This window comes from Natronobacillus azotifigens, from assembly GCF_026805325.1.
Lineage (GTDB): Bacteria > Bacillota > Bacilli > Bacillales > Amphibacillaceae > Natronobacillus > Natronobacillus azotifigens.
The window spans coordinates 1-17579 of record NZ_JAPRAT010000012.1; the positions used below are offsets into that span (position 1 = coordinate 1).

Here is a 17579-nt window from a genome sequence, read left to right on the forward strand (position 1 = left end):
TTAGTAAGGAGCATTTAGAGCTATTTTTAACTCATCAATAATCGAGCCATAACTGAATAGACCGTAATCACTATAGATATCGGGTTTATGACTTAGTTCTTTTCCCTCATCATTAACAAATTTATTGGTTTCTATATCCCAAAAACCATAATTCAAATGGAGTTCCTCGTGAGTAACTTCTTGAATCCCAATTGTTTGAAAATAGCCTTTTTCCCACCCCTTACTATCAATGATTTGAGGTGGAATAATTAAGTTATTAGGATTTAAATATTCTGGTATATCTAATGGATTAGAAGTTTGCTGAAATAAATAGATCAAATGGCCCCCGTTCATTATTGGATCATCCGATGGAATTTGTTTTTTTATGACTTTTCCAATCAAAAATGTATTTTTCATTGGTTCTACGACAAATAATTCACCGACAGCCCTTTTATTGTTTCTTGGCAATTTAGGTTCAATAAATTTTAAGTCTATTAAGACCCAAGCAACCGCGACTAGGATGATTACTGATAAATTTTGTCTAGCTAGTATTGGAATGATGGTAATAAGTGGACCTAATTTCCTTGAAAATTTTAGTCTTTTGTATTTTTTCATAAACGTAATCTCCTTATTTAAAGGCTCTAACCTGTTATCGTTCAAATTATTTTTTCATTGTATTACTACATTCTATCAACCTAAGTAATTAATGTAGTTTTGCTTCTGTTGGTTTGAATTATAACATAAAAGGAATATTTTTCATTAATTTCTTATCAATGGAGGAATTTTCTTTGTAACTGTATTGATTATCCAAGTTCAGGTATGTTAGTTTTAAAACAAATGTTAAAATGACATGAGGTAAAATAGGATAAGGCTGTAGTGAAAGCTTTTAAAAGAGGTATCAAATTTTGTTTTTCTTCGATTATTTACATAAACATTGAAGTATTAATATTTGGCATAATGGGATAACCCAGAGTTGTAGAGTTATGCGAATCTAGTTTTTTTGATCCAGTCGGTAGGAGTGAAAAGAACGAAATAGCTAGTATGGAAGTGTTATTGATAACAGCAACAACCAAAAGATAGAACGGTAAATTGTTAAGAATAATACAAGCTATGTAGGGGAGATGATCAGGAATGAAAACAAATGATAGACTACTTCAGGTAGTGTTTTTAATTATAGTAGCATTAGTTGTTGTCAAGCACTATCACTATTCGTCATGTAAGGATTGAGGAACCGGTGTTCTTTGATCACTACTATGATCTTTCGTTTATTAGTGACAGTGATTCTTATCAAGATATCCCATTTGAACTTGGTTATATTACAAATGCTAACGATAGCAGAACGGTTGTTGAAGTGAGCTTTCCAGAGCATCCAGATCTATACGGTATGGCATCTGAATATAACATGCATGGTTTTGGTTGGGGTTATGAAGAAAGGGAACAACATGGAGATATATTTGGTCAATATAGTGTAAGAACAGTCTACCTCCAAATGAGGATGTACGATATTGAGGAGGATAGAACGATAACCAAAGCAGAACTATATTTTAGTGATGGAAGTAATATGGTTGTTGATATTGGTCAGATCAATCTTTATAAACATGAACATTCCCCAAATCTGCTTAAACACATGTCGGGTTCAGCTTCATCAGCTGGTACGAGTGAATCAAGGTACAACGTTCTTGAAGAGATAAGCATACTTAAAATAGAAGGTCCTTTATATGAAAAGTTTGACCACAGGATAGAAATCGAAATGAATGGAGTTGATTCAGATACTCTACATGATATGGGAGGTCTTTCCGTCGAAAAAGGGCATAACCTCACTCTTTTTTCACGAGTGAAGCCTGTTGATGAGATACTGGAGAGATACACTAGATTTGATATTCATCCTGAACTAATTATTCTTGGAGAAGATGGGAACAGGCAATCTTTAAGAATATATAATACCTCCAGTGAAGACTATCGTTATCATTTTATGGACTTATACAGGTATACATAAAGGCAAAGGAGGCAATGTAAAGTGAGAGGAGGCTATAAAAAAATATTCTGGGGTATCTTGATTGCTACGTTTAGTATAAATTTAGGGTTTGTTACGATACTTCCTACCTTTATAGGCTGGACAATTGTGGCAACAGGTATTTCCATACTTGATAAGTATGCTCAGAAAGGAGATTTTTCAAAGGCTTATTCACTAGCAACTATACTAGTAGTCCTACATTTTATCGGTGGTTTCATATCGCTTCTTGGTGAAGTACAGATTGGAAATGCGGTCCCTTTTATCTTTTATCCATTGATAAGTATGATGATTGAACTTCTGCTTATTCACAGTTTACTGAAGGCAACTGTGGATCACTTTGATGTGATGGGGCGAAAAAGAGTATCCGAAAAATATATTGCGAAGGACAGAGCTTATATTATCTTAATGGGAATAACAATGATTCTTTATACGTTGACGATTACACTAAATGAAGTGATAATCGGTGTCATCACAGCACTTATTACGACGATCTACTTACTTACTGTGATAAGCTCTCTCAGAAAAGAAACTTTCCAATAAATGATTTTGCGTGACAATGTAAACTAAGTATAGGAAAAGGAGGGAGACAACCGCAATTAATCTCCCTTATTCATAGATATAAGCAATGACGTCCAATGCTTGATCGATAGTTTCTACCGTCACATTCGCTTTGTTTGATAATTCTTTCAGTGGATGTATGAGTGATTCAGGTCTAATAATAATCGTAGGTTTATTCAAAGCGAGAGCCGTACTCACATCCATTGCCGTATTCCATTGTTTATATTTTTCTCCAAAAAGTGCAATGACAAGATCGGCTTTTTGCATAAGTACCTGGGTTCTTAAATTGTTAATGGCAGATGCAGCGTCGTCTTTATAATAATTCCCAGGTTGCTTACCAATGATATCTTCGCCCACATTATCGGAACGTTCATGGTTGGTTTGTGGGCCGACAAATTCTAGAGGCAGTTCTCTTTTATTCGCTTTTTCTTTGACATCTTCACGCCAGTCATCATGTATTTGCCCTGCTAAATAGATAGTTAACTTCACCTTTAACACCCCCTTAAATAGTTTCTACGTTTATCCCGGAGCAACCGTCCGTAAGACTCCCACTTCAAAACAACGAGAATATCAAGTTGTTACAGTGGGAGTAACGGACGCTAGCACCCCGAATGGTTCAACTAACAATCAGTGGGGGAATACCTAAAAACCCCCACTGATTGAAGTTTCACTTTATTTTACCGAAAAGGGATAATGGTTTCAAAGATATTACTTGGCTAGTGGAAATTGGACTATTGATATGGAGAAATGGAGGGGGCATGGAGCTTTACGTGATAAGAGTGGCCCAGTAGAAAAAAACTATTTTTCTACTATATTCTTTCGTTTATTTGGAATATAATGAAGATCTATACATGTTTGAATATTTTGTCAGACTCACTGATGAAATTCTAAATACATGTAAAAAAATAGAAAATAGGGAGCAGTGGGAATGGAAGTTAAATTTGAAATTACCGAAGAAGATTATATTCAATTTAATCTAATTCACATTCAAAATTCACCATCACAGAAAAAAATGTACCATCTTTTACGTTATGCAATCCCCTTACTATTTACCATACCTATCTATATTATTGGTACAATGGTATTTAATCAACCAAGAATGTACTGGATGATTATCGCGGTATTCTTTGCATTGATTTGGATGATTACTTATCCGAAACAATACAAAAAATTAATCGAGAAACAAACGAAGAAATTATTGAAAGAGGGAGATAATTCTTCTATATTTGGGGAGAAGACGATGGTGATTGATGAAAATGATATTACTGTTTTTGGTGAATTCACATCTGAAAAAGTAGCAAAAAATAGTATCAAAGATATAAAGATATCTGATGATCTAATCTTAATTTACTTAAGTGGAATCAGTGCACAAATTATTCCGACAAGATATTTGAACGATGAATCAAGAAAACAACTCTTAGCGAAATTAAATTTCAATGGGAATGAAGAATTTTAAATAGAAGGAGCAGATATGAACGAATACACGAAACCTAACGTGACATTGCCGGTTAGTCTTCACGATGCGATCATCACAAAAGTTATTGTTGAAAAATCTAGCACTGCTCTTTTCAATGATCTTCTGCTATTCGAATTTGAAGATGGCTTTTTCAAAGTGGGTGAAAAAGAGGTATACAAAACTAGAAAATCAACCATAAAAATCTCAGGTGTTGATTTTGATTTTAGTCATGTCTATTATTGTGAAGGCAACAGGAGAATAGAAGTCGATTTTGATAGGTTTTCAAAAGATGTAAACGAAAACGCCTATGAGATCATAGATGAGACCTATGGATATAACAAAACGAAATTCAGTGGTGAGCTACTTCTAAAGGATAGAAGGGTAGAAGTTCAAGTTTCCCTATATCATCTTCACGCAGCAGTATATCGGTGGCAGGTTGAATAAGCAAGGAAATTTAGATCGTAATACCAGAGGAGTATGGGGATGAAAACAAATAAAAAATTAAAAATATATGTAGTAGCAATTGCATGTATAATCATCATGAACATCATGATCATTTTTTTCCCTGATATAAAAGCATATGTTAATCAAGAAGTAAATACTGAATTAATCGAGAAGGTAAAGAGTGAAGCACTATCCGCTAACATAATGTTTATAGAATTAGATTATGGCACGGATGAATATCAAAATGAGAGAATAGCTTCTTCTCAAGGTGCTAGTGGAGTGATCATCCATAAAGAAGAAGATAAGTATTTTGCCCTTACAGCGAAACATGTGATGGAAGAATACAGTGATCAACATAAATTCCTTGTGCTAGGGCATGAGGACTTAGATTTTAAAGACTATCTAAATGAAGGCGGAGAATATCAAGGATTAGAGGATTTTTATCAACAATTTCCGGAGCTTGTACTTGAGTATTCTGATGATAAATATGATTTAGCTGTCGTTAGTTTTATTAGTGATGACGAGTATGAGATTTTAGAAATTGCTCAAAAATCTCCTGTGTCTGGGGATAAAGTGGTAGCAATGAGTAATCCATATGGGAATAGAAATGCTGTTACTGCTGGAAAGATAATTCGTGAAGAGGAAAGTTATTCGTTTCATGACGATACCACTGAATACTTTGTGATAAAACATACAGCATTGATTTCCAAAGGAAGTAGTGGAAGTGCATTACTCAATGAAGATCTTGAAATAGTTGGGATAAATTTAGGTGGTACTGAAAATGGATTTCGAAAGTTTATTTTTGGCGTGGCGATAGCAAATGATCGAATCCATGATTTTTTAGGAAGTTGGAAAAATCAAAAAACAAATTAGTGAATGGTAGATGCATATAATAGAATAAGCCGATTCAGGAGAGATTTTTCACTACTCTTACTGATTCGGCTCTATTTTTACTAAGGAAATGGAAGCTTGTTAGATCAACATCTAGCTCCGAGCGTCGAAAACCGGGCAAATTTACGAAGCAATCTACGAAAAGCATCATCGGTTCGCAAGCGAAACGTGATTTCTTACCTCCATATTGATTCGCCCAATTGCTACGTTTTAAACCCTACGCTCTGCGCTTTTGTTCTACGATAGGACGTGTTTTCCATATTTTCTTACTTCCTTACTTACTTCGTTACTTACTTCCTTTACTGGTTCAAACTTAAATCCAGTTCAGGGCCCACGGGAATGATGCCGTTCGGATTAATGCTTTTATGACTGCGATAATAATGTTCTTTAATATGCTGGAAATTCACGGTTTCAGAAACACCCGGATAGTTATATAATTCTTTTGTATAACGCCACAGATTTTCGTATTCAGTTAATCGTTTGATGTTACATTTAAAATGACCATAATAAACGGAATCAAAGCGAATCAATGTCGTGAACAAACGCCAATCAGCTTCCGTAATTTGGTCACCAACTAAATAGCGATTGTCATTCAATCGGGCTTCTAATTCATCAAGTGCTTCAAATAGATGTTTCACTTCTTCTTGATAAACCTTTTGCTTTGTTGCAAACCCAGCTTTATAAACCCCATTATTAACTGCGTGATAAACTCTTTCATTAATTGATTCAATTTCAGGTAACAACTCTTCTGGAGCATAGTTGTCTTTTTTAGCTCCTAAGTGATCGAATGCTGAATTTAACATGCGTATAATATCCGCAGATTCATTATTGACGATTTTATTCTGCTTCAAATCATACAAAACAGGGACAGAAACACGTCCACTGTAGCTTGGGTCAGCTTTTGCATATATTTCATATAAATACTTAGCATCCATAACTGGATCAGGAACGACACCGTCAGCTGGTTCAAATGTCCAACCTTTGTTCTCGCGGAAAGGGTTTACGACAGAGACAGAAATGATGTCTTTTAACCCTTTGATATTACGCATAATTAGTGCCCGATTTGCCCATGGACAGGCATAAGAGACATACAAATGATAACGATTCGCTTCTGCTTTAAATCCTTCTTCACCGTCCGGACCAGGAGTTCCGTCAGGTGTAATCCAATTCCGAAATTGCGAGTCCTTACGAATAAACCTACCTTCTTCATTGCTTTTGATATCTTTTTCCTCATCATGCCATTGACCATCTACTAATAATCCCATTGTCTCATCCTTTCTATGTGATACTAAACTTACTATAATAAGTAAATTCCTTTTTTGCCAGGATTTAAACCTTAACTAAAAAGTGGACTATTTGATCACAGAGGTGGAATGGAACAAGTAGTAAATATCCACGCTTTTCTTTTAACAGCAAAAGCCATTTTGTGCAAAGGGGATTATGAATTGAATTTCTTATTCGCTATCTTTTTTCTAATCCATTCAAAAGTGATAAAACCTAAAGTGCCGCCGAAGGTATTCAATATCAGATCATCGATGTTAATTGTGCGTGCAAAAACAAAACCAAAATAACCCAAAACAAATTGGTACGCTTCAATCGTCAAACTGGTAAGAAAAACAATGAGTGCAGCCTTTTTTATTTTTTTAACTTTATACAAAATACTTAAATACACACCTAATGGAAATAACAAGATGAAATTAAAAAATGATAATTTAACTGCATTCCAGAAAAACCAACTCCCTCTGTCAAATGAAAACCAATCATAAATAAAGTGAAAAGGTATTAGTTGCCATCTGAATAACGGATTATCTGTAGGTGGTATTGTAATACCACCAGTTGTAAGTTCAATCACAACAATCGAATAGAACAGGAAACTATAAAAAACCAATCTCTTAATGATGTTTCTGTTCTTCTGTCTTATTATATCGATAACAATATACAAACCTAATAAAATCATACCTATAAATACTAGATTTAACGTTATATAAGGCATTAGTCGTTTCTCCATTCATATTTTTAATCTAGTGTTTAAACAATAGCTCGTAGTAAAGAAGAAATGCTCATGTTATGGATTATTCTAAGCAAATACATCACTATGATAATTGACAGAAGGTGAACAAATAGGATTGAAAAAATAAAAAAGCTAAAATAATTTACGCCCTCACCATACAAAGGTTGGGTTAATAAAAAAAGTATAACAAAAACAAAAACGAATAGATTTGAGATTGCTACATAAATAGATACCTCTATAAGGTGCATGATACTTATTTGCTTTTTTGTAATCCCTAAAGATTTAAAAATTCCCCACTGCCTTTGTTTTGTTAAAAATCTTCCGTACATTATAGCCACGATACTAACTATAGAGAAAGCAACTGTTGATATAAATAAAAATAAAGTGAATATTCTTATGAAATTCGAATTAGCTTTTTCTTCATTAGAAATGTCATTCATGGATTCGTAAAAGCTACCTGGTATTGGTGAGACAATTTTTTTCACTAAATATTCAATCTCCGATCGTTGATTTTTGTTAGCGAGGTTATTTACATATATAGTACTTTCGGAGAAACCACGAAAAATATTCATTTTTTTATTGATATCTTGATGTAAAACAACTGTAATTTTACTACTAGACTTCTCAATATTTTCATTAATTTCAAGAGAGAAATAATAGGGAACAAAGTGTTCAACAGTAAAATCCCACTCATAATAATTGACCTCTTTAGAGTGAGGATCTTTTTTAATTTGACCAAGTTTGATATTGTTGTCAGCAGAAACTTTGAGAGTTTTATTCATTTCACCTTCTGATGGTAAAAAAACAACAGCTATAGGATTGTTTTGAAACGTAAAACTGTTCAATTCTCCATCAAAATATTGTTCATTTAGTTTCGCAAATTCATCATCATTTAAAATAACATAATTGACATGAGGGATGACTTGTAAATCATCTGAAATCCCGAGATGCTTGAGAGAAGGAATACCAGTAATTGGAGTGTCAGATAATTGATATGTTTCTACCCAATCTTTCAGATAAGGGCTCGAGCGTAATTGCTCATTAGTTAATAACAAACTTATACCATCTTGAATGGGTTGTTTGTCAACATATTCTATCCCTTCAAGTTTCTCTAGTTGGTCTAGATCATTTCTGTTAAATATCGGCCCTTCTGAAACCGAAATTGGGAAACCATGAAACTGATGTTCGACATGCCATGTTTGAGAATTGATGTAAAAATCAATATAGGAAGATGAAGTGCTTGTCACTTCTTTTGCAAAAATATACCCTAAAAACATCAGTAAGGTGCTTAATGATAATGTGAAAACTATTAATAATGTATGTTTAATAGAACTTCTTACTTGTATACACGACCATTTGAACCAAAAAGGAGAATAATGATTGTTTTTAAAACACACTGGATATTTGTTTGGATAATTCATATTCTCAGCTACAGATCTTTTAAATTGCCAGATGAGTGGGAGTAAAGATCCTATGAAAACTCCAATATAGGTTATAACCAACCAAACAATTAATTTTAAAAAGATCACTTTTGATAAAGAGAAAATACGAATGGATTCGCCCAACCGAATATATGCCATTAATTGACTGAAAAAAAGGCTGAATGGCAATGCAATAAATGTACTTACCGATACTACAACTAAACTTTGCAACAGTATGATTAACAATATTCTCCTTTTTGAAGCGCCTAAAGTTCTAAAAACAGAGATTTTTTTTCGATAGTTAACGTAAAATAGATTAAAAATAAATAGGATGCAAATTGAAGAAGTCACCCATAGGAAGAATTGTAACAAATACGCAACATTTTGGGTGTTTATATTTGTTAATAAACTGTTAAATAAGAATTCATTTACTACTCTTTCTTCAGGATCAAAGTTATTTAAAACAGAGTATAGATTATTCTGTACTTCTTTAGGGGAACCGTTTAGTTTAACCAGAGTATGATAGGAAGGAGTGCCAAATTTATAGAGATCTTCCTTATATAGAAAAACATTTGGCAAATCGTTACTACCCCTAGTTATAACAGGAGGTGCTGCCCAGTTCATTGAATAATCAGATACGATCCCAACTATTCTAAACTTTTCTGTACTCTCACCCACTTTTATATTAAGATGTGTCCCAAGTTCAAACGACCCTCGTGTAGCATAAAACGATTCAATAGCAATTTCATTTTTCTGTGAAGGCATTCTTCCCTCTATGAAGTTAATTCTTCCTAATGTTAATGTAGAAGAATCTACCCAGCCCAAAGTTTCTAGAGATTCTAACTTTTTATTTATGTTGTTAACTCCTACCAAAGCATACTCACTAAAAGTATCTACTTCTGTTGAATCACGCAGATACTCACGATCGTCTTGGTTAATGTCGTGTAATATAAAATGATGTTCTCCGTACTTTAAATATGTTTTTTCAAGTAAAGACCAGTTTATGGTTTCAATTGTTGAATCCAAAGTTAGCATACTGAGTATAGCAAAAGTTACAATGCTTATTAATAGAATAAACATCTTCTTTCTCTTAATTAGAGTTAGTAGTGCTAATTTCCATATACTCATATTTTATCACCCTGACCGTAAATTAAGGTTTCCTTCTTCCATATAATATAAATAGTCAGGATTTGATATTAAATTTTCTTCATGTGTTACTAGTATTAAAGTCACCCCATGATGTTTACATAGTTGAAATAGTAATTTAACAACCTGACTACTATTGGTTCTATCAAGGTTTGCTGTAGGCTCATCTGCAAAAATTATCTTAGGTTTGTTAATCATTGCTCTTGCAATAGCAACACGTTGTTGTTCTCCACCAGATAGGCTTTGAGGAAAGACGCTTAATTTATGTTGTATACCTAATTCACTTGCCAATTTTTTAACTTCCTCTTTAATAATGGGTTGCTTCGTGAAATGTAGTGGTAAGCAAATGTTGTCAAAAATCGTCAATTCATCGATTAGCTGAAAAGACTGAAAAATATATCCAAAATCTTTTCCTCGCAAAAACGATACATCTTTATCTGTTAATTGATATAGATTATTGCTTAAATAATAAACATTTCCATTTGAGGGTTCATCCATTCCGCTCATTATATTAAGTAATGTAGTTTTTCCAGATCCACTTTTACCCAGGATAACATTTACCGTTCCTTTTGCAACATGAAAGGAAGTTGGGTGCAGAGTAATTTCACTTGCACCCGAATATTTTTTTGTGACATTTTCTATTCTTAAGAGTATTTTCATATTATCACTTCATCGCTTCCCTATTGATTAATAGTACCTGAACCTTTGATACGCGTGTGAGAGGTTGCGTCACCAGATTTTATTGTTACTCGCACTGCATAATTACCCTTTTTAACTGTTCCAAAACTACGTGTAACTCTTCCTCCATTAGCTGTAATATCACTTGTATGGTAAGAAGTTTTAAAAAAATTATCTCTTCTAAGAGTAACTTGATATGTTTCTTTCGTCCTACTTACCGTATCGTCAATGTTATATGTTTCTGCTGTTACAGTAGTTTTTGTGATTTTATTAGCAAGTTCATGGTCATGTGGACCAGTCACCATCCAAGCAATGTTAAAGTTATATCTGCCTGAATATGCATGCAAACTAGATGGGATTAATATTAGCAATACTGTTAAGATAACAATTAAACTGTTTTTTTCTTTTTTGTCATTTTTTATCCTCCTATAAGATTGATAGTTTTGAAAAACTATTTACATTATAAATCTATAAATTTACATATACAACCTTTTTTTGATTTTTTTGATAATATTTCTCAATAAGTGTATATTTAATTAGGAAAATAATACATAACATGCGCTGAAGTACTTTTGTTTTGATATGATAGAGGCAATGTGAAGTGGGGTGACACTTTCAAGTTTAATTTTCGCATTTTTATATTAGCGCTTTCCTAATATCTTAGGAGGTGAAAAAAGCGGTCACCTGTACGATTAAAAAGTAGTAATGGAGAAGAGTAAAATATACTTACTATCGGATTTTTAGCTTTACTATCATTAACACTAGTAAAATTACTTTCTTTTCATAACAGAGGCGAAGAAGAAATCACAAGAGAAGGTAAAAATGCAGAACTTGAAAGCAACCTTGTTCATTTGAGATTTGATTTTGGTAGAGAGACTAGTCCGCTTGAAGAAGGGTATACAAGAATAGCGAATACAACTGAATATACAAGCACTAAGCAAAAATCTGATCGAAGTATGACAAAAAAAAGAAACGTTGGATTCTAAAAGAGAAAAAGGTTCTACGCCAGAGAACATGGAGAGAGCGCATCATCGCAACCAGCGCAAAAGTCCGATGATTTGTCCCAATTGTGAAAATTGCTATGAATATATGAGGGAACTGTGCCTCGATAATGGAGAATTAGTCATTAAAAAAGCCCTAAAAGAGGAAGAAAAAATGTATATAGAAAGGATTGATTCGCTTTCTCACGAGTAACCAGAAATCAGCAGAAAAGCGAAAGAAGAAAAAACCCCGTACAATGTAGTACGAGACTTTGACATCATGTCTGAAGGAGATCCTTCAGACATTTACAAAATATAGCATCTTAATTTTTTAAAAAAGACCGGGTGGTTTCCCCTGTTTGTCCCGGAGCAACCGTCCGTAAGACTCCCACTTCAAAACAACGAGAATATCAAGTTGTTTAAGTGGGAGTAACGGACGCTAGCACCCCGAATGGTAGGTCATCCTTTAGGGCTAACAATCAGTGGGGGAATAACTGAAAACCCCCACTGATTGAAGTTTCACTTTATCTTATTTAAAGTGATTTACTCTCATAATTCTTCCCAATTCCAGAATCCTACCTCGTCAATTTCTAGTAGAGCAATCGTGTCTTCCTCTTGTAGTTGTAATATTTCTTTTGTTGGCCCTGTAATCACTGCCCCATAATGCTGAAAGCCATTTTCATTCAGGTAATCTATTATTTCACTAAGATTTAGTCTGCCCCAGACTATGTTATTCACTTTATTTTCGTGTTGCTCCAAGAAAGTTAATGTTTTCATGAATTGATTGTGTAGGACTTGATAATCACCTTCTTCATATTCTGGTGACTCTGCGGTTTCGGAAACTATTTTCCCTCCAAACCAGCCACTGTTTTCTTCTGTTCGTTCAGTTACAATAAAATCATCATCAAGCCAAATTGGAGAACTTGGAAATCCGATTGGGTCAAGTATTATCCCATCGAAGGGATATTCGTTTTCTATCCCGGTCGTAACGGGAAACCAGAGTAGGTCCATGTTTCTTCCATCAAAGAAATCAAACACTTCTTGTGTTTCTAGTAAAGTGGAAAAGGAAACATAGGCAGAAACGACTGTACCTTCAGGTAGGTTTTCTAATTGATTCCAATCCCCCTCGCCTGTGACACCGGAACCGGGAAGGGCGAACATTGGTTGCTCGTGGTTCACCCGTCCGTAATTCTGCTCCTCCGGTATAGTCATCCATGAAAAAAGGAAATTCATTTTCAGCTCACCAACTTCAATCTGATCATGTCCTACCACTTTATTTAAATTTCTGGTGGCTTGTAAACCAAAATAGCTAGTTGAGCTGGTGCTTGTGCCTCCTCTGTTACCATAGGGGTTTGTTACCGTTAGCGTATTGTCAATGATATTTCGGAATACATCTACTCGATCTGGGCTTCCCCATGAATAATAAATTCCTGTAAAGATCGTAGAGAAGATTGTAAAGACAATAAAGATCCCTATAGCTACTAAAGCTGTTTGAAATCTGGCTTTCCACTTTCCGTGTCGTAACATTTTATTTTGCTTTTTATTTATAGATAGCGTGGAGGCATTTACTTGTTCTTGCGGATCATTTTCTTGTAAAAATTCTTGGTATTCTTCCAATTTATCTAACTCTTTTTCTAATGTCTCAAGCTCTGCTTCGTTTAACTCACCTTTTTCATAGGCTTCTAGTTTCCTTTTGAAATCATCACTCATTTTCTTCCACCTTTCTACGTCTGATCGCTGACCTACCTCTAAACAACAATACTTTGAAATGACTTTGCTGGATGTTCATAACCTCTGCTGCTTCCCGTTGAGACAACCCATGGAAATCATGGAGGAGCACTGCGTATTTATGCTTATCAGGTAAACGGTCTAATAAAGTAAGAATCTCTTCAATTTGTTCCTTCCTTACAAGATCATCCAACAGGTGCCTTTTTTTATCCACGATCGTTGCAAACCGCTCTTGTTCCGTGACTATCACCCGTTTATGCTTTCGATAATAGTCGATATATGTCCGGTATGCGACGGTGAACAGCCACGATTTCACTGTCCTCCCATCATAGTGTTCAATATTCAGATGAGCTCTGAAAAAAGTCTCCTGTACTAGATCTTCTGCTGTGTGATGGTCTTTACTTAGGGAGAGCAAAAACCGGTAAATATCATGGAAATATTGATGATAAAAACGATCGATAGATTCTTTCATTTGCTCCCCCCTCATTAATAAAACGAATATGATTTAAAAAGGTAACAGGAAACTAGTTTTATTTTCATTTTCTTATTCGAAAAAAATCTATAGGGAAGTAAAACTAGCGATCAGCGGTGGAAAGAAGCACGTTACTTGACTAAACGAGTAGAAGATAACATGATTATTGATAGTCCTCTAAAGACAGTTTCGTTTGCTTGCCTGTTAGTTGTGCAGCCACTTCTCTTCCAATAACTGGACCGGCTGTAAGACCAGAAGAACCAAGACCATTGACTACATAGATGTTGTCTTTGACATAACCAATAGAAGGTAAGTTATCACGTGTGAATGGTCGCAAACCTACTGCCATCCGTTGGTCTTGAATACTATTTTCAGGAAAATATCGTTCTGCTTCCTTATGTAAGTATTGCTGGTGCTCCGCTAATGGAGTTATATCAAATGAATCGGTATCTTCATGCGTAGTTCCAATTGCAAATGTTGCATCTCCAGTTTGAACGATATACATAGGTCCCAACCCCATCACGATCGGTGTTTCGCTTTTGCTTGTTGGCGCTTGAAGTTCAAGGTGTAATAACTCTGCTTTTTGATGACGGACGTTTGGCTCTTCAAAAAATTCACGAGACCAAGCTCCAGCTGTATAAATAATGGTCGCGGCCTCTTTAAGCGGGATTTTATCTTTGTTTATCCACTTTCCACCATAAAGAAGAATGCCTTTTTTTAGTGCGGAAAGTAAAGATTCTCCGTTAATTTGTGCTCCTCCTTCTACAAAGACTGCTGGATAGAGATTAGTTAAGTGAGGGTGCAATGTTTTGACATCTTGTTTCGTTAGTTTTTTCACTTTTCCTATTTCTGGAGAATCTATTTGTTTTGCTGATATTCTTTCGTAAGCTAATTGTTGGATATGCTCATCTTTAAAAAGACAAATGGCTCCATTTCTTTGGTATCCTGTTGATTGTTGGGTAGTTTTTTCGAGTTCTCGAATGAAATCTGGGTAATAAGAAGCACCTTCTTTCACAAGCCTGTACCATTTTTTGTTGCGTCGTTGACTTACCCATGGACAAATAATTCCGGCAGAGGCTGAGGTTGCTTGTCCTTGATCAAAGCGGTCATAAACGGTGACGGAATGTCCAGCTTTAGCCAGATGGTAACCGATCGAAGCCCCGGCAATTCCACCCCCGATGATAATAAAAGGTAACATGTTATCCCTCCTTCCAATGATTATAACGCACACGTGGATAAAGGGGAAACTTCAACAAGTGTTGTTCTTAGGTATTCTCTTTTTGATTGATAATGAAGCCTGTGGGTTACTAGATTTCTTTAATAGGGATAAAGGGAAAAGATAGATAATTAATTTGAAAGGAAGGTATGGTAGATAATACTAGCAATATTTGAAGAAATAAGTAGTGGGTGCTTTCTTTACAGTTTCAGACCGATATGTTAAATTGAACATACGTTCATAAAAAAAGGTGAATCTGTTATGCCGAAAATTATTGAAAATGTGGAAGAAAAAATATTCGACAGTGTCGTTCAGTTGATTAGTCAACATGGCTATTCTGCTATAAGTATGAGAATGATTGCAAAAGAATCTGGTATTGCAGTTGGGACGCTCTATAATTATTATGCTGATAAAGAGAAACTGACAACGACAGTTATTCTTCAGAGCTGGTTAGAGACATTGGAATGTTTGGAGGAAGTTTTCGAGAAAAAAATTTCTCCTGATGAGAAGTTGGAACGATTTTTAGAAACTCTTTATCATGAAATTGTTCGTCGTAAAGGAGTAGGGAAAGAGTTAATGAAGCATAGTCTTTATGGAAAAGAAAAAATGCAAGAAATCAAAGGAAAAGTGAAGGCTTGCTTTATGAGATTGATCCATGAAATCCAAGCACAGTCAAACCAATCACTTTGCCCCAAATATCAGGAGCGCGTATTTGGTACGATTATGTTATCGATGGTGAATCTAATTACCGAGTTCGAATCAGAGGAAGAAGTCAATATCGCCTATATAAAAGACATAGTTAGAAAGCTACTTTAAACTAGTGGCTTTCTTTTTCTGACAGAAAAGTGAAACTTCAGTCAGTGGTAGTTTTTCGAGAATCTCCCACTGATTGCAAGTCCTAAAGGAACTGAAGCCTTTGGAGTGGAACCACGAGCGAATTACTCCGGTTAAACAACAAGAATCTTTTATTGTTTTCAAGCGGGAGTCTTACGGACGGTTGCTTTAGGATAAACGTGAACGTAAAAATTTAAACAAGGGAGTTTTAACAACTTGAGTATACCTGATAAACGAACTGAAATGCTTCGAAATGGGACAATCAAAAAAACGCTATTAACGTTAGCTATTCCTTCGATTATAGGAATGGTTGTCAATGGAATATATAATATTGTTGATACAATTTTTGTTGGGAGAATTGGAACAAGTGCAGTAGGAGCAGTGGCTGTTGTGTTTCCTTTCTTTATGCTAATTTCCTCGTTAGGAATTGCAATTGGAATGGGTTCTGCTTCTTATATTTCTCGTTCATTAGGACGAGATAATAAAAAGGAAGCGGAAAATACAGCAATCACTGGTATTTTATTGGTCGTTGGGATTGGGATCGCCTTAATGTTCTTAGGGCTTCATTACTTGGAAGATATCCTGCGATTATTTGGTGCAACAGAAAGTATATTATCTTATGGTTTAGATTATGGGCGAGTATTGGTAATTGGAAGTCCATTTGTTATGTTGAAAATGTTCTTCAATAATGTAATGCGTGCTGAAGGCAGCGTGAAAGCAAGTATGGTCGCATTACTATTAGGAGCAGTATTGAATATCGTTTTAGACCCTATCTTTATCTTTACATTTGATATGGGGATTCGAGGAGCAGCTGTGGCAACGATTATTAGTCAAGCTATCTCGGTAGTTTTTCAAGTTTGGTATTATCAATCAAGACGCAGTTACTTACAACTAAGGCTAAAAGGTTACCGCCCAAACAGAGTAATTATTAGTCAAATCTTTATCATTGGCCTTCCACTATTTTTTACGCAAGGTTTAAATAGCGGTGCGATGGCTTTGGTTAATAATGCAGCAAGTGATTTCGGCGATGCGGCCGTAGCGGCGATGGGAATTGTAAAACGAGTAATGTCGCTTGGATTATTCGCATTATTTGGTTATAGTCAAGCTTTTCTACCGGTTGCTGGATTTAATTACGGTGCGAAGCGGTATGATCGGTTATGGGAAGCGATTCGTTTTTCGATCAAGCTTTCTACGATCTTTACGATTGTTATTTCTGTTTTCATTATTGGCTTATCTGAACAAGTGATGTCCTGGTTCAGTGATGATCCTGAGGTATTAGCAATCGGAGCGCGTGCATTGAGAGCTTACAGTATTCCATTCCCAATGTTAGGTTTTCAATTGATATATTTTTCATTATTCCAGGCTCTGGGTAGGGGAGTTCCAGCCGGTTTGTTGTCTGTGTCAAGACAAGGTCTTATTCTTATTCCTGCCGTGTTATTTTTACCACTTTGGATTGGATTAGATGGTGTTATCTTAGCACAACCAGTTGCCGACGGATTAACGATTTTAATGACTGGATTTCTAGCGATTAGAATTAACAAAGAAATTAAAAATAATATTGTAGCACATAAAGAAATGGCAGCAGTAGAATAGTAGGTAATAAAAATAGAGAATTGGATAGACAGGCGTAATACGGAAATTATCGTATTGCACCTGTTTTTTTGTGTTACATTTAGCGGAAGATACTAGGGGTAAAGAGGTGCTTTCACTTAGGTAAGCGCCGCAAAACCGCCCTAACCTAGTCAAAAGCC

17 protein-coding genes are annotated in these 17579 nt (G+C 35.1%); 7 read left to right on the plus strand and 10 right to left on the minus strand.

The genetic code is table 11. The features are described 5' to 3' along the window. Positions 1 to 594, minus strand: a complete 594-nt coding sequence (locus OWO01_RS07515; RefSeq protein ID WP_268779829.1) for an Imm26 family immunity protein — start codon at positions 592 to 594, stop codon at positions 1 to 3. 574 nt (positions 595 to 1168) lie between these two features. Here OWO01_RS07515 and OWO01_RS07520 point away from each other — a divergent pair. Both OWO01_RS07520 and OWO01_RS07525 read left to right on the plus strand, forming a co-directional pair. After that, a complete protein-coding gene (locus OWO01_RS07520; RefSeq protein WP_268779830.1) occupies positions 1169 to 1975 on the plus strand; it encodes a hypothetical protein in 807 nt (268 codons plus the stop codon). Positions 1976 to 1996: 21 nt separating this feature from the next. Beyond that, a complete protein-coding gene (locus OWO01_RS07525) occupies positions 1997 to 2533 on the plus strand; it encodes a hypothetical protein (protein WP_268779831.1) in 537 nt (178 codons plus the stop codon). 66 nt (positions 2534 to 2599) lie between these two features. Here the strand turns inward: OWO01_RS07525 and OWO01_RS07530 are convergent, their stop codons facing one another. Further along, complete coding sequence (locus OWO01_RS07530) at positions 2600 to 3040, minus strand: YtoQ family protein (RefSeq protein WP_268779832.1); 441 nt, start codon at positions 3038 to 3040, stop codon at positions 2600 to 2602. 439 nt (positions 3041 to 3479) lie between these two features. Between OWO01_RS07530 and OWO01_RS07535 the strand changes: the two genes are divergently transcribed. Genes OWO01_RS07535 through OWO01_RS07545 form a run of 3 tightly spaced genes read left to right on the plus strand, consistent with a single transcriptional unit; the run spans position 3480 to position 5324 of the window. Next, a complete protein-coding gene (locus OWO01_RS07535) occupies positions 3480 to 4007 on the plus strand; it encodes a YcxB family protein (protein WP_268779833.1) in 528 nt (175 codons plus the stop codon). Between the two features lie 15 nt (positions 4008 to 4022). After that, the gene (locus OWO01_RS07540; RefSeq protein ID WP_268779834.1) at positions 4023 to 4451 is read left to right on the plus strand and encodes a hypothetical protein; all 429 of its coding nucleotides are present in this window, start codon (positions 4023 to 4025) and stop codon (positions 4449 to 4451) included. A 39-nt stretch (positions 4452 to 4490) separates the two neighbouring features. Next, positions 4491 to 5324: a S1 family peptidase gene (locus OWO01_RS07545; protein WP_268779835.1), complete on the plus strand. Its 834-nt coding sequence runs from the start codon at positions 4491 to 4493 to the stop codon at positions 5322 to 5324. Positions 5325 to 5641: 317 nt separating this feature from the next. On the opposite strand, the gene OWO01_RS07550 is transcribed toward OWO01_RS07545, so the two are convergent. From OWO01_RS07550 to OWO01_RS07585, 8 genes are all read right to left on the minus strand, one after another. Next, a complete protein-coding gene (locus OWO01_RS07550) occupies positions 5642 to 6607 on the minus strand; it encodes a glutathione S-transferase family protein (RefSeq protein ID WP_268779836.1) in 966 nt (321 codons plus the stop codon). Positions 6608 to 6780: 173 nt separating this feature from the next. Continuing rightward, positions 6781 to 7335 (minus strand): VanZ family protein, encoded by a 555-nt coding sequence (locus tag OWO01_RS07555; protein WP_268779837.1) that lies wholly within the window; start codon positions 7333 to 7335, stop codon positions 6781 to 6783. Positions 7336 to 7370: 35 nt separating this feature from the next. Beyond that, positions 7371 to 9902, minus strand: coding sequence for an FtsX-like permease family protein (locus OWO01_RS07560; RefSeq protein ID WP_268779838.1), 2532 nt, complete (start codon positions 9900 to 9902; stop codon positions 7371 to 7373). Positions 9903 to 9908: 6 nt separating this feature from the next. Continuing rightward, entirely contained in the window at positions 9909 to 10580 is a 672-nt protein-coding gene (locus OWO01_RS07565; protein WP_268779839.1) for an ABC transporter ATP-binding protein, read from the minus strand. A 20-nt stretch (positions 10581 to 10600) separates the two neighbouring features. Next, positions 10601 to 10900, minus strand: coding sequence for a hypothetical protein (locus OWO01_RS07570; RefSeq protein ID WP_268779840.1), 300 nt, complete (start codon positions 10898 to 10900; stop codon positions 10601 to 10603). 1227 nt (positions 10901 to 12127) lie between these two features. Next, positions 12128 to 13288, minus strand: coding sequence for an anti-sigma factor (locus tag OWO01_RS07575; RefSeq protein WP_268779841.1), 1161 nt, complete (start codon positions 13286 to 13288; stop codon positions 12128 to 12130). Then, positions 13281 to 13778 carry a sigma-70 family RNA polymerase sigma factor gene (locus OWO01_RS07580; RefSeq protein WP_268779842.1) on the minus strand — a complete coding sequence of 166 codons (498 nt, stop codon included), beginning with the start codon at positions 13776 to 13778 and terminating at the stop codon, positions 13281 to 13283. The genes OWO01_RS07575 and OWO01_RS07580 overlap by 8 nt, the downstream gene beginning before the upstream one ends. A 163-nt stretch (positions 13779 to 13941) precedes the next feature. Further along, a complete protein-coding gene (locus OWO01_RS07585; protein ID WP_268779843.1) occupies positions 13942 to 14976 on the minus strand; it encodes an NAD(P)/FAD-dependent oxidoreductase in 1035 nt (344 codons plus the stop codon). 279 nt (positions 14977 to 15255) lie between these two features. Here OWO01_RS07585 and OWO01_RS07590 point away from each other — a divergent pair, with 279 nt between their 5' ends. Continuing rightward, positions 15256 to 15810 (plus strand): TetR/AcrR family transcriptional regulator, encoded by a 555-nt coding sequence (locus OWO01_RS07590; RefSeq protein ID WP_268779844.1) that lies wholly within the window; start codon positions 15256 to 15258, stop codon positions 15808 to 15810. A 234-nt stretch (positions 15811 to 16044) separates the two neighbouring features. Beyond that, positions 16045 to 17421, plus strand: coding sequence for an MATE family efflux transporter (locus tag OWO01_RS07595; protein WP_268779845.1), 1377 nt, complete (start codon positions 16045 to 16047; stop codon positions 17419 to 17421). The last annotated feature ends 158 nt before the right edge of the window (positions 17422 to 17579 follow it).